10 protein-coding genes are annotated in these 13,127 nt (G+C 70.4%); 7 read left to right on the plus strand and 3 right to left on the minus strand.

Annotated features, from left to right (window positions below):
- Nucleotides 1-99: 99 nt before the first annotated feature.
- Both ALMP_RS40215 and ALMP_RS40220 read left to right on the plus strand, forming a co-directional pair.
- Nucleotides 100-3,021, plus strand: coding sequence for a glycoside hydrolase N-terminal domain-containing protein (locus ALMP_RS40215; protein WP_264936950.1), 2,922 nt, complete (start codon nt 100-102; stop codon nt 3,019-3,021).
- Entirely contained in the window at nt 3,018-4,337 is a 1,320-nt protein-coding gene (locus ALMP_RS40220; RefSeq protein WP_264936951.1) for a ricin-type beta-trefoil lectin domain protein, read from the plus strand. Before ALMP_RS40215 ends, ALMP_RS40220 begins: the two co-directional genes overlap by 4 nt.
- Nucleotides 4,338-4,429: 92 nt before the next feature.
- Here ALMP_RS40220 and ALMP_RS40225 read toward each other — a convergent pair whose 3' ends face one another.
- Nucleotides 4,430-6,628, minus strand: coding sequence for an MMPL family transporter (locus ALMP_RS40225; protein WP_264936952.1), 2,199 nt, complete (start codon nt 6,626-6,628; stop codon nt 4,430-4,432).
- Nucleotides 6,629-6,855: 227 nt separating this feature from the next.
- Between ALMP_RS40225 and ALMP_RS40230 the strand changes: the two genes are divergently transcribed.
- From ALMP_RS40230 to ALMP_RS40240, 3 genes are all read left to right on the plus strand, one after another.
- Nucleotides 6,856-8,262 carry an FAD-dependent oxidoreductase gene (locus ALMP_RS40230; protein ID WP_264936953.1) on the plus strand — a complete coding sequence of 469 codons (1,407 nt, stop codon included), beginning with the start codon at nt 6,856-6,858 and terminating at the stop codon, nt 8,260-8,262.
- 35 nt (nt 8,263-8,297) lie between these two features.
- Nucleotides 8,298-8,783, plus strand: a complete 486-nt coding sequence (locus ALMP_RS40235) for an SRPBCC family protein (RefSeq protein ID WP_264936954.1) — start codon at nt 8,298-8,300, stop codon at nt 8,781-8,783.
- 89 nt (nt 8,784-8,872) lie between these two features.
- Nucleotides 8,873-9,001: a hypothetical protein gene (locus ALMP_RS40240; RefSeq protein WP_264936955.1), complete on the plus strand. Its 129-nt coding sequence runs from the start codon at nt 8,873-8,875 to the stop codon at nt 8,999-9,001.
- A gap of 99 nt (nt 9,002-9,100) precedes the next feature.
- Here ALMP_RS40240 and ALMP_RS40245 read toward each other — a convergent pair whose 3' ends face one another.
- Entirely contained in the window at nt 9,101-9,673 is a 573-nt protein-coding gene (locus tag ALMP_RS40245; protein ID WP_264936956.1) for a MarR family winged helix-turn-helix transcriptional regulator, read from the minus strand.
- A gap of 106 nt (nt 9,674-9,779) precedes the next feature.
- Here ALMP_RS40245 and ALMP_RS40250 point away from each other — a divergent pair, with 106 nt between their 5' ends.
- Nucleotides 9,780-10,727: a TIGR03619 family F420-dependent LLM class oxidoreductase gene (locus ALMP_RS40250; RefSeq protein ID WP_264936957.1), complete on the plus strand. Its 948-nt coding sequence runs from the start codon at nt 9,780-9,782 to the stop codon at nt 10,725-10,727.
- Nucleotides 10,728-10,813: 86 nt separating this feature from the next.
- On the opposite strand, the gene ALMP_RS40255 is transcribed toward ALMP_RS40250, so the two are convergent.
- Nucleotides 10,814-11,833, minus strand: a complete 1,020-nt coding sequence (locus ALMP_RS40255; protein WP_264936958.1) for a LuxR C-terminal-related transcriptional regulator — start codon at nt 11,831-11,833, stop codon at nt 10,814-10,816.
- 259 nt (nt 11,834-12,092) lie between these two features.
- Between ALMP_RS40255 and ALMP_RS40260 the strand changes: the two genes are divergently transcribed.
- Entirely contained in the window at nt 12,093-13,124 is a 1,032-nt protein-coding gene (locus tag ALMP_RS40260) for a sugar ABC transporter substrate-binding protein (RefSeq protein WP_264936959.1), read from the plus strand.
- Nucleotides 13,125-13,127 lie beyond the last annotated feature (3 nt).

A 13,127-nucleotide genomic window follows, 5' to 3' on the forward strand; every position in this document is an offset into this window, starting at 1 on the left:
GGCTCGTCGGAGAAGCCGGCGTGCGGGCGTCGACTTTCTCACCGGCGGTTTGTCATCACCCGAGTCAGTGACCTGCTCCAGTCCTGAAGGGAGTACGACATGTCCGAGGTGACACGCAGACGATTCCTCGCCGCCGGGGCGGCGGCTGGAGCAGGGATCGTGTCGGGTGGGTGGACGGCCACTGCCAGGGCCGGCTCGGCCGCCCCTCCGGAGGGTCGGGCCGCCGACGACCTCGCCCTGTGGTACGACAAGCCGGCCGGCGCGGACTGGCTGCGGGCACTGCCGATCGGCAACGGACGCCTGGGCGCGATGGTGTTCGGCAACGTCGACACCGAACGGCTGCAGCTCAACGAGGACACCGTCTGGGCCGGCGGTCCGTACGACTCCGCCAACACCCGCGGCGCGGCCAACATCGCGGAGATCCGACGGCGGGTCTTCGCGGATCAGTGGGGGCCGGCGCAGGACCTGATCAATCAGACGATGCTGGGCAGCCCGGCCGGACAGCTTGCCTACCAGCCGGTCGGAAACCTTCGGCTCTCCTTCGGCAGCGCGACCGGTGCGTCGCAGTACAACCGGACGCTGGACCTCACCACCGCCACGGCCACCACGACCTACGTGCTGAACGGCGTGCGGTACCAGCGTGAGGTGTTCGCCAGCGCACCCGACCAGGTGATCGTGGTCCGGCTGACGGCCGACCGGGCCAACTCCATCGCCTTCACCGCCACGTTCGACAGTCCACAACGGACCACGGTGTCCAGCCCTGAGGGGGCCACGATCGCCCTCGACGGTATCTCCGCCACCATGGAGGGCATCGCCGGGCGGGTCCGGTTCCTCGCCCTGGCCAACGCCGCCGTGACCGGCGGCACGGTCAGCAGCTCGGGCGGCACGCTGCGGGTCTCCGGCGCCACCAGCGTGACGGTACTGGTGTCGATCGGCTCCAGCTACGTCAACTTCCGGAAGGTCGACGGCGACTACCAGGGGATCGCGCGCAGCCGCCTCAACGCTGCCCGCGACGTCGGCATCGACGGACTGCGCAGCCGGCATCGCGCCGACTACCAGGCGCTTTTCAACCGGGTGTCGGTCGATCTGGGACGTACGGCGGCGGCCGACCAGCCGACCGACGTACGAATCGCACAGCACGCGCAAGTGAACGACCCGCAGTTCTCCGCCCTGTTGTTCCAGTTCGGCCGGTATCTGCTCATATCGTCCTCGCGGCCGGGCACCCAGCCGGCGAACCTGCAGGGCATCTGGAACGACCAGATGGCTCCGTCCTGGGACTCGAAGTTCACCATCAACGCCAACCTGCCGATGAACTACTGGCCCGCCGACACGACGAACCTGTCCGAATGCTTCCGCCCGGTCTTCGACATGATCAACGACCTGACCGTGACCGGCGCCCGGGTGGCCCAGGCGCAGTACGGCGCCGGCGGCTGGGTGACGCACCACAACACCGACGCGTGGCGGGGCGCCTCGGTCGTCGACGGAGCGCAGTGGGGGATGTGGCAGACCGGTGGCGCATGGCTGGCCACGCTGATCTGGGACCACTACCTGTTCACCGGTGACATCGACTTCCTCCGGTCGAACTACCCCGCCCTGAAGGGCGCCGCCCAGTTCTTCCTCGACACCCTGGTCGCCCACCCGACGCTCGGACACCTGGTCACCAACCCGTCGAACTCTCCGGAGCTCGCTCACCACACGAACGCCACCGTCTGCGCGGGGCCCACCATGGACAACCAGATCCTGCGCGACCTGTTCAACAGCGTCGCCCGAGCCGGCGAAGTCCTCGGTGTGGACGCCGCCTTCCGCGCTCAGGCACTGGCGGCCCGGGACCGGCTGGCGCCGACGCGGGTCGGCTCCCGGGGCAACATCCAGGAGTGGCTGGCCGACTGGGTGGAGACCGAGCGCAATCACCGGCACGTCTCCCATCTGTACGGTCTGCATCCGAGCAACCAGATCACCAAGCGCGGGACACCCCAGTTGCACGAGGCCGCGCGGCGGACGCTGGAGCTGCGCGGTGACGACGGGACGGGATGGTCGCTCGCGTGGAAGATCAACTTCTGGGCACGGCTGGAGGACGGCGCCCGGGCCCACAAGCTGATCCGGGACCTGGTGCGGACGGACCGGCTCGCGCCCAACATGTTCGACCTGCACCCGCCCTTCCAGATCGACGGCAACTTCGGCGCCACCTCGGGCATCGCGGAGATGCTGTTGCAGAGCCACAACGGCGAACTGCACGTGCTGCCGGCGCTGCCGGCCGCCTGGCCCACCGGGCGCGTGAGCGGACTGCGCGGCCGCGGCGGACACACCGTCGGCGCCGAGTGGAACAGCGGCCGGATCGAGTTCGCCGTCACACCCGACCGAACCGGTGCCGTCCGGGTGCGCAGCCGGATCTTCGCCGGCGACTTCACGCTGCGGGACGAATCGAGCGGCGAGCCGGTCCAGCCGAAGCGGCTCGAGGCCGATCTCATCGAGTTCTCCGGCCAGGCCGGCCACACCTACCGCGCGTCCGCACTCAGGTCGGGTCCGGTGGAGGCCGGCGTGGCCTACCGGCTGGTGGCCCAGCACAGCGGCAAGGCCGCCGACATCAACGGTGCGTCCACGGCCGCCGGTGCGCGGCTGATCCAGTGGCAGATCACCGCCGGTCCCAACCAGCACTTCGAGTTCCTGCCCTCCGACGCCGGGCACTACAAGATCCGGCTTGGGCACAGTGGTCTGTTCCTGCAAGTCGCCGGTAGCGGCAGCGGCGCCGACATCACCCAGCAGCCGGGCACCGACACCACCGGCCAGCAGTGGCGGATAGTCGACCACGGCGGTGGCGTGGTCAGTGTGGTCAACCGGCAGAGCGGCCTCGCCCTGGACGTGTGGGAGGCCTCCACCGCCGACGGAGCCCGCGTCTCCCAGTGGGCGGCCACCGGCAGCACCAACCAGCGATTCCAACTCCACCGCATCCAGCCCCAGGGCGAACTGCGGCCCGATCGACCAGGGAGAGCCATGTCACCGAGCAGCGAGGGAGTCGCATGATGTCGATCCACAGATTGTTTTCCTGGCGAGCCGTGTTGGCGGCATTGCTCGTTCTTGCCATGGCCGACATGGCAGGAGCCGGCGCTGCGGCCGCCACGTCGCCCACCGCCGGGGCCACCCTCGCGGGGACTGCCGGATGCGGACGTGCCCCCACACTGACGAGCGGGACGCACACGATTCAAAGCGGCGGTAAGAGCCGCTCCTTCATCCTGAGCATCCCTGAGAACTACGACAACACCCGCCAACATCGACTGGTCTTCGGGTTCCACTGGTTGGGTGGCACCGCCGGGCAGGTCGCCGGCGGCGGAAGCGATGGCGATGTCTATGCCCACTACGGACTCCGGCGACTGGCGAACAACAGCGCGATCTTCGTCGCTCCGCAGGGCCTCAACAACGGCTGGGGCAACTCCGGCGGCGAGGACGTGACCTTCGTCGACGACATGATCAGGCGTATCGACAACGACCTCTGTGTCGACACCACGCAGCGCTTCGCCCTCGGGTTCAGCTACGGCGGAGCCATGAGCTACGCCCTCGCATGTGCCAGGCCGAACGTCTTCCGTGCGGTCGCCGCGATAGCCGCGCCCGGGGGGATCAGCGGGTGCAGCGGGGGCACCCAGCCCTTCGCCTACATGGGAATTCACGGCATCAACGACAACATCGGCGCCGGTCGTGGGATGCGGGACAGGTTCGTCAGGAACAACGGCTGCACTCCCCAGAACCCGCCGGAGCCCGCGCAGGGCAGCCGCACCCACATCACCACCACCTACTCGGGCTGCCGAGAGGGGTATCCGGTCGTCTGGGCCGCGTTCGACGGAGGTCACCAGCAAGGCCCCGTGGACGGGTGCGCCGGTTGTGAGAGCGGCGCCAGGAGCTGGGTCAAGGGAGAGGTCTGGAGCTTCTTCACGGGCGCTGACCCGGATCCGACTCCTCCGAACCCGACCGCATTCCGGCTGCGGAGCCAGTCCGCCGGCCGATGCCTGGACGTCAGCGGTGCCGACTCGTCCAACGGCGCCCCCATGATCATCTGGGACTGCCACACCGGCCCCAATCAGCAGTTCACCCAGACCGGACAGACCCTGCGGGTGATGGGCAGATGCCTGGACGTGCCGAGCAACGCCGCCTCCGGCGCCCGCGCACGGATCTGGGACTGCACCGGCGGCGCGAACCAGCAATGGAATGTGAACACCGACGGAACCGTCAGCAACGTCCAGACCGGACTCTGCCTGGACGTCAATGGCGGTAGCACCGCCAACGGCGCTGCGGTGATCGTGTGGAGCTGCCACACCGGTGTCAACCAACGCTGGGCCCGAGCGTAAGCAAGGCAGGCCGGGGCCCTGGCCCGGAGGGGGCGTCCCCTCCGGGCCAGGGCCCCGCGCGCGGCGGCGGATCCGCCGGGTGCGCGGCCGGTTCAGGAGACCCGCTCGGGCTCCTTGTGCTCCACCTCCGGGGCCTTCTGGAGGCGGGTGCCCTCGACATCGAGGTCGGGCAGGAGGCGGTCGAGCCAGGCGGGGAGCCACCAGGCGTGTCGTCCGGCGAGGGCGAGGACGGCCGGGACGAGGGTCAGGCGGACGGCGAAGGCGTCGATGGCGACGCCGACGGCGAGCGCGAAGGCGATGGGCTTGATCAGGGCGTCGTCGAGCGGGAAGAACCCGGCGAAGACGGTGAACATGATCAGGGCGGCCGCGGTGACGACCCGTACGCTGTGCCGTGCGCCGTCGACCACGGACTTGCGGGCCGCGCCGGTGTGGACCCACTCCTCCCGCATCCCGGAGACGAGGAACACCTCGTAGTCCATGGCGAGTCCGAAGAGCACGCCGATCAGGATGATCGGCAGGAAGCTGACGACGGGACCGGTGTCGGCAAGGCCGAGGGTGTCCGCCAGCCAGCCCCACTGGAACAGGGCGACGACGATGCCGAGCGAGGCCGCCACCGACAGCAGGAATCCGACGGCGGCCTTGAGCGGGACGACCAGCGAGCGGAACACCATGGTCAGCAGGATGAGGCTCAGGCCGACGACGATCGCCATGAACGGCAGCAGGGAGTCGCTGAGGCGGTTGGAGACGTCGATGTTGACGGCGGTGGTGCCGGTGACCTCGACGGTTGCTCCGGTGGTCCGGTGGATGCCCGGGGCGGCGGCACGGATGTCGCGGACGAGTTGGGCGGTCCGGGCGCTGTCGGGGCCGGTCTCGGGCATGACCTGGATGACGGTCTGCGCGGGGTCGCTCGTGGGCACGGGCGGGAGCACCGCCTCGACCCCCTCGAGGTCCCGCAGTTCGCGCGCGGCCTGAGCACCCGCCTGCGCCCCGGGCCGGTCATCGGTCCTGGTCAGCACCAGGAGCGGGCCGTTGAAGCCGGGTCCGAACTTCTCATCGACCGTGTCGTACGCCTCGCGTTCGGTGGAGGCGACCGGGGCCGAGCCGTTGTCCGGCAGGGCCAGGCGCAGGTCCGCCGCGGGGAGCGCGAGCGCGACGAGGATGCCGGCGACGGCCAGGACGGTGAGCAGGGGCTTGGCGACGACGGTCCGCACCCAGCGGGCGCCCAGGGTGGCCCTGCCGGCGGGTCCGTCGGGATCGGTGGCCCGCCGGGCCTCCTTGCTGCCGGGCTTCGGGGTCAGCCGGGTGCCGGCGAATCCGGCGAGGGCCGGGAGCAGGGTGATCGCGGCCAGGACCGCGACGAGGACGGCTCCGGCGGCACCGAGACCCATCACGGTCAGGAACGGGATGCCGATGACGCTGAGCGCGGCCAGGGCGATGATCACCGTGCTGCCGGCGAAGACGACCGCGCTGCCGGCCGTGCCGTTGGCCAGCGCGATGGACTCCTGGGGATCGGCACCGCGGGCGAGCTGCTGGCGGTGGCGGGACAGGATGAACAGGACGTAGTCGATACCCACGGCCAGCCCCAGCATCAGCGCGAGCGTGACGGCGGTGGAGGAGATGCTGACCGCCGGAGTGAGGGCGAGCAGCCCGGCGAGTCCCACGGCCACACCGAGCAGTGCGGGCAGCAGCGACATGCCCGCGGCGAGCAGGGAGCCGAAAGTGACGACGAGGACGAGCAGGGCGACGGCGACACCGATGATCTCGGACGGGCCTATGTGCACGCCGTTGCTGCCGTAGGCACTGCCGCCGACCGAGGTCCTGAGCCCGTGCCTCTCGGCAGCCTCGGCCGCCCGTTCGATCACGTCCAGGGACGAGGGGCGCACCTCGGCCCGCTGCACCGAGTACTGCACCTGGACGAGGGCCGTGCTCCGGTCGGCCGACACGGCCCCGGAGACGCCGGGGCCTATGACGGCTTTGACCTGGGGCGCCTTCGCGACCGCCGCCTCGGCTCCGGCGATGGCCGCGGTGTACGGGGCCTCGGTGATGAGGTGGCCCTCGGGTGCGGTGAAGACGATCTGGGCGCCCGCTCCGGAGGCCTCGGGCAGCGTCTTGCCGAGCGTGTCCAGCGCGCGCTGCGACTCGGTCCCCGGCACGGTGAAGCGGTCGTCGAGCTTGCCGCCGAAAACGCCGACGCACGCGATGAGGGCGGCGAGGATCACGAGCCAGACACCGAGCACCGGCTTGCGATGACGGTAGGCACCGCGGCCCAGCCGATGGAGCAGGACAGCCATGACGAACTCCCGAGGTCGGTAGGGGTTTCGGGCAACCGACTTTATCACCTGCTCAAGTCATGCGAATCAATCACTTAACTTGAACCGCTGACATTGTCACTCGACCATGTCGTCTGTATGGTGGTGGTCACCGGAGCGCGCCGCCCCCGGGAAGAGCCAGGTCGTGGGCCTGTGCCGCTTTCCCCGCGGAGCACTTCGCCGCGCCGGACCCATGACAAGGAGTGATCATGAGCAGCACGCAGAGCAGGGACATCGCGACGGCACACCAGGTCCGCAGGGCGGATGTGGTGGTGATCGGCGCGGGACTGGCCGGTCTGACCGCGGCACGGGAACTGGTGGCGGCGGGCAAGTCGGTGGCCGTGCTGGAGGCCCGCGACCGGGTCGGCGGCCGGCTGCTCAACCATCACCTCGGCGACGGCCGGGTCACCGAGATCGGCGGGCAGTTCGTCGGCCCCACCCAGGACCACATCCTGGCGCTGGCCAAGGAGGTCGGCGTGGACACCTATCAGGCCGCCGTCCCCGGCGAGACCGTCTACGTCCACGAGGGCAAGGCCAAGCGGTTCACCGGGCACACCCCGCCGGACCTGTTCGCGCTGCCTGACATGGGTATCGCCCTGGCCCGCATCGGCCAGGCCGCGGCCAAGGTGGACCCGGCCGCCCCCTGGCGGGCCCCGAACGCCCGCGAACTGGACGGCATGACCTACGAGACGTGGCTGCGCAAGGCCGAGATCACCGGCGACGCCGTCGACATGATCAACATGTTCCTGAACTCCGCCTACGGCGGCGAGGCGCGCGACGCGTCCGCGCTGTTCAGCCTCTGGTACGTCTCGACGTTCGGCAACGAGACGCACCCCGGCACCATGGAACGCGGCACCGGCACCACCGGCGGCGCCCAGGACAGCCGGTTCGTCGGCGGCTCACAGCTGGTCGCCCAGCGGCTGGCCGAGGAACTCGACGGCCGGGTCCATCTGTCGGCTCCGGCGCGGCGCATCAGCCAGGACTCCTTCGGTGTCACCGTGGTCTGCGACGCCGGCGACTGGCGGGCCGACCGGGTGATCGTCGCCGTCCCGCCGCTGGTGGCGTCGCGGATCGTGTGGGACCCGCTGCTTCCGGCCCAGCAGGACCACCTCTTCCAACGGCTGCCGTTCGGCACCCTCATGAAGTGTGTCGCCGTCTACGACAAGCCGTTCTGGCGGGAGGACGGACTGTCCGGCATGGGCCTGCTGCGCGGCGGTTCCCCCATCCGCGAGATGTTCGACAACACCCCGCCCGACGGCGGTCCGGGCGTGCTCATGGGCTTCCTGGGCGGCAGGGAGTGGCGCAAGTGGGCGCACCGTCCGGCCGCCGAGCGCCGCGGCGCCGTCCTGCGCTGCTTCGCCCAGGTCGTCGGGGACCGCGCCTTCGGCACCGTCGATTACGTCGAGCAGGACTGGACCGCCGAGCAGTGGACCCAGGGCGGCCCCACCTCCGTCGCCGCTCCCGGCGTGCTCAGCGACTTCGGCCAGTGGATGGGCCGCCCCCACCACCGCGTGCACTGGGCGGGCGCCGAGTTCTCCCCCTACTGGAACGGCTACATGGACGGCGCCGTCCGATCCGGCCGCCACACCGCCACCGAACTCCTCCACCAGATCTGAGCGCGACAACCACCGACAAGCAAGGGAACCCCGCCATGAACCGTTTCGTCGTCGCCGAGACCGCCGTCATCGACGCCCCTCTCGGGCGGGTCTGGGACGTCATCTCCCGCACCGACCGGTACGCCGAGTGGGTCGCCGGCGCCATCGAGGTCACCGACCACCACGGCGTCGCCACCATCGGCAAGACCTACGCCGAACGCAACCGCACCCTCGGCCCGCTCAAGACCGACTCGGTCTGGACCGTCACGGAGATCGAACCCCTCAAGCGCCGCGTCGACACCGGCACTGGCTTCGCCCCGCTCCAGGACGTCACCAACACCTTCGAGTTCCGCCCGGCCCAGAGCGCCGACGGCCGGGAGGTGACGGAGATGCTCTACCAGGTCGAGTACGCCATCGGCCTCGGCCCACTGGGGCTGCTCCTCGACGCCATACAGCAGCCCGCGATGCGTGCCGCCATGCGCACGTCCATGGCCAACCTCAACACGCTCCTCCGCTCCGAGGCGTCGAGGACCGCCCTCTGACCGGCGGCGCATGGAAATTATCCACACGGACAGGTATTGACCGCCGTGCGGGGGCTTCCTATCTTGTTTGAAGCCAAATGGAATTCCGCGTGGATTCCCGACAGCTCCTCAGCTCCTTGCCCGAGGCCCGGCCATGTCCACTGACCGCCGAGCGCCACGACACCGACCAGCCGGCCGGCTGTGTGGTAACCGACGAGCAGCCCGCCCTCACCGTGTAAGGACATCCCCGCCATGAGCCCCCGATGAGCCCCCGACGCCTCGCCCCTCGACGGCGCTCCTCCGCTCCTGAGCCGGGCGCCGTCCCGCTCGGCGTGCCGTCAGCTCCTGGACCGGCGACCGCTGCGACGGGGCGCGGGCTCGGCGCCGTTCAGCAGCGACTGGCGCCGCTCCTCGCCGTGCTGCTCGACCTGCATGACGACACTGCGCAGACCGTCCGCGAGACGGCGGCACTCCGCGTCGCTGAGCCCGGCGGTGACGAACGCCTCCTCCTCGTTGAACGCCGGGAACACCCGCCGCATGAACTCCTCGCCCTCGTCGGTGAGGCCGAGCAGTACCAGCCGTCCATCCGTCGGGTGCCCGCTCCGCCTGATCAGGCCACGCGACTCCAGAGTGCGGGAGACCCCGGTGAGGGTGCCCTTGGAGATGCCGGCCTCCTCCGCCACGTACCGCGTCTCCGACTCGCCCCACACCCAGACCACCCACAGCACGACGAACGCCGTCCAGGTCAGGTCCGAGCCGCGCAGGACGGAATTCTCCAGGTGATGGCGGACCGCGGAGGCGGCTCGGTAGATGTTCGCCACAGCGGCCATCTGCTCCCGACGGATCGGGAAACCACCGAGCTTCGCGGCCGCCAGCTTCTCGGCTTCGGTGATGGATCGCTGGCCGGGCATGGGCGGCTCCTCCGTCTGGTCGCGGCAACTGCTGCTCCCCGAACGGACTCGCGTCCCCCGGGTCGTCCGTTCGGCTCCAAATTGTACGAACATGAACAGGAGCCCCATGAGTACCCCCGCCACCCCACGCATGCTGCTCGTCCTCAGCGAGAACTGGACCCTCACCGGAGGCCGGGCCGACCTGCCCACCGCCGTACGGTGGGCCCGTGAGGCCGAAGACGCGGGCTTCGACGCCGTCATGGTCAGCGAGCACATCGTCCTCGGACCCGACGCGGCGGACCGGGGAATCATGGGCAACCCCCGTGACTACGCCCTGCCAGGCAACCAGGACCCGTACACCCCCTGGCCCAACTCGCTGCTCCTGCTCGCCGCCATCGCCTCGGTCACCGAACGACTCCGGCTGGTCGCCGCGGCCGTCCTCGCACCGCTGCGCCACCCGCTGCTGCTCGCCCGGGAACTGGGCACCCTCGACCTGATCAGCGAGGGGAGGCTGGTGGTGCAACCCACGGTGAGCTGGAGCAGGGACGAGTACGAAGCGCTCGGCGTGCCGTTCGGTGAGCGCGGAAAGCTGCTCGATGAGCATCTGGAGGTGTGGGCGAAGGCGTGGGGGCCGTCACCCCTCTCCCACGACGGTCCGTACTACCCCTTCCAGGACGTCTACTTCGAGCCCAAGGCGTACCGCCCAGAGGGCCCCCGGCTCTGGTTCGGCGGGCAGCGACTGCACGGCCCGCTGCTGCGGCGGCTCGTCCGCCACGGCCATGGCTTCCATCCGCTCGGCCGGCCCACGCCCGAAGACCTGCGGGCGCTGAAGGACGCGATGTCGGCTGCGGGACGCGACATCACCGACCTGGAGATGATCGGCGGCACCCAGGCCGTCTTCCCCGACGACCGCTCGCCGGCCGATCTCGGAGCGGCTCTCGCCTCGGTTCCCGAGCAGTGGGAGAGCGGCTTCACGACCTTCTGCGTCAAGCCGAACCAGTTCATCGACGACCCCGACGGCGTCGGGGCGTTCTGCCGCGAGGTGATGCGGCGCGTGGCGAGACTGGTCAGCTGACCCGGCGTACGGACGGACTGCCCGGCCCGGCGCGCAAGGGCAGCTGCCCGGCACGCGCGCGCCGGTGCCGCCCGGCCCGGCACACCTCACCGCTCGACGAAGCGGGCCACCTGATCCGGAGCCGGGCGCAGCAGACCGTCGCGGACCGCCAGGGCGGTGGCCTCGGCGCGGGAGGCGGCGCCGGTCTTGCGCAGCAGATGCTCCATGTGGGTGTGCACGGTCCGTGGCGCCAGGTACAGCGCCTGCGCGATGGCCTGGTTGGTCTGGCCGGTGGCCGCCCGGGTCAGCACCTCCAGCTCCCGCGGGCTGAGCCCGTAGGGGAGTTCGGTGGGTGTCTCCACCACCAGCACCGCACCGGTGAGGCGGTGGGCACCCGGCAGGTACCGCTGGAGCGTCACGCGATGCCAGTCGCCGCCCACCGGCCACAGCAGGCGCAGCCGCCGCCCGCCGGTACCGGTGAAGGCCCGCAGCAGCTCGGGGAACACCTCGTCGCGCACGATCCCCGCGCGCTCACGCCCGGGTACGTCGATCACGGCACCGTCCGTCACGAGGCTCGCCGCACTCCCCGGCGTCAGACCGTTCTCCAGGTCGGTGATGTACGGCACCGGGTCGGCCAGCGCCGCGAGCGCCGGCGTGACGCAGGCGAGCAGGCGCCGTGCGTCGGTGTCGTACGCGTCGGCACGCTCCGTGGACAGGTGCACCAGACCGACCAGGCGGCCTCGGTGACGCAGCGCTCCGGTCACGCCGTCGCGGAACCCGGCGGGGCGGACCCGTTCGGCGTAGAACCAGCCGTGCCGGAAGCGCGTTCCGCTGTCGTCGGCGTCCTCGGAGATGGACGGCGGCAGTTCCTGCCGCATGACGTTCTGGTACCAGGGGGTCCTGACGAACTCGGAGGCCAGGTTCTGGGACAGCTCGGTGGTGTATCCGACCCCGGCCAACTGGACGTGTTCGCCGGTGACCGGATCGATCGAGAGCAGCGTCGCCGCGTCGAGGGGGAGGGCGCGGGCGAGTTCGCGCAGGACCTCGGCACAGGCAGTGGGTGTGTCCGGCTCGTGGGCGAGCATGCCGATGCGGGCGGCCGCCGCGATCTGGTGATGGCTCTGCAAACGAGCCTCCGGGGTGGGCTCGGAATCAGGAAGTTCGTTTGGGGCCCAACGATAGGAGGCGGGTGTTCGGGCGGCAAGGTGTTCACCGTTCCGTGACCCAATCGATCCCGTGAGGGCACGTCGTCGTTCCTGATCGGTATTTCTACCGATGGCGGCGCGGCGGCCGGGAGTCTTTCCTGTTCGACACGTCACTCGACACGTCACTCGGCACGACCCGGACGCCCGCCTCCCGCGGGCCTGCCCCTCGGAGAGCCCTGCCATGATCACTCCTGAGTCCAGCATGCCGTCCGCCGCCTCCCGCAGACGGTTCCTCGCTCTGTCCGCCGGCGCGCTGGCCACCACGGCGCTGGCCGCGGCCGGCTGTTCGGCGCCGGAAAAGGCGTCGGCCTCGGCCAAGCCCGCCGCGGGGGGCAAGGATCTGACGAAGATCGGACTCGACTACCCCTTCACGCAGCTCCCGCTCTACTCCACGCTGGTCAAGCTGTCCACGGCCGAGGCGAAGAAGCACGGCAGCTCCCTGATCACCACGAGCGACAACGCCAACGCCGACACACAGGCCTCCAACCTCAACACCTGGATCGCGCAGAAGGTCCCGGCGATCGTGTCCTTCCCGATGGTGTTCGAGGCCATGGAGGCCGTCGCGCAGCGGGCGATGGAGGCGGGCCTGATCTGGGTCACCTACGGCGGATCGCTGGAGCACCAGAGCGCCGACATCCAGTTCAGCTTCCGTGAGGGCGGAACCCTGCTGGGCGAGGCGGCGGCGCAGTGGGCCCAGGAGAACCTCGGGGGCAAGGGCAAGGTCGCCTTCCTCACCGACAGCACCATCGAGCTGGGCCGCGAGCGGACCAAGGGCATGGTCGAGGCCTTCACCAAGGCCGCTCCCGGCGTCGACGTGGTGGCGCGGGAACAGGCCATCGACCCGGACACCGGCTTGTCCAAGGCCAAGGCCATCCTCGCCAAGCACCCCGATCTCAACATCGTCCTCGGTATCACCGACGCCGCCGCCTACGGCGCCTACAAGGCCCTGCAGCAGACGGGCCGCGCCAAGGACGACGCCAAGACCTTCGTCGGCGGACAGGACGGCTCCGCGCCCTCTCTTCTCGCGATCAAGCAGGGCACCTTCTACCGGGCCTCGGCGGCTCTGGCCCCGAACGATCTGGCCGCCGCCATCGTCGACGTGCCGCATGCGGTCGCCGCCGGCAAGGCCGATCCCAGCGCCCAGGTGCCGGTCAACCTCGTGCGGCGCGGCGACACGGCCAGGATCGACGACCTGCTCGCCCAGAACGCCTGAGAC

The organism is Streptomyces sp. A012304 (assembly GCF_026008495.1).
Classification (GTDB): Bacteria; Actinomycetota; Actinomycetes; order Streptomycetales; family Streptomycetaceae; genus Streptomyces.

Coding starts and splice junctions, on each gene's coding strand:
- ALMP_RS40225 (WP_264936952.1), bottom strand. CDS start 6,628: ATGGCTGTCCTGCTCCATCGGCTGGGCCGCGGTGCCTACCGTCATCGC.
- ALMP_RS40245 (WP_264936956.1), bottom strand. CDS start 9,673: ATGCCCGGCCAGCGATCCATCACCGAAGCCGAGAAGCTGGCGGCCGCG.
- ALMP_RS40235 (WP_264936954.1), top strand. CDS start 8,298: ATGAACCGTTTCGTCGTCGCCGAGACCGCCGTCATCGACGCCCCTCTC.
- ALMP_RS40230 (WP_264936953.1), top strand. CDS start 6,856: ATGAGCAGCACGCAGAGCAGGGACATCGCGACGGCACACCAGGTCCGC.
- ALMP_RS40260 (WP_264936959.1), top strand. CDS start 12,093: ATGATCACTCCTGAGTCCAGCATGCCGTCCGCCGCCTCCCGCAGACGG.
- ALMP_RS40220 (WP_264936951.1), top strand. CDS start 3,018: ATGATGTCGATCCACAGATTGTTTTCCTGGCGAGCCGTGTTGGCGGCA.
- ALMP_RS40250 (WP_264936957.1), top strand. CDS start 9,780: ATGAGTACCCCCGCCACCCCACGCATGCTGCTCGTCCTCAGCGAGAAC.
- ALMP_RS40215 (WP_264936950.1), top strand. CDS start 100: ATGTCCGAGGTGACACGCAGACGATTCCTCGCCGCCGGGGCGGCGGCT.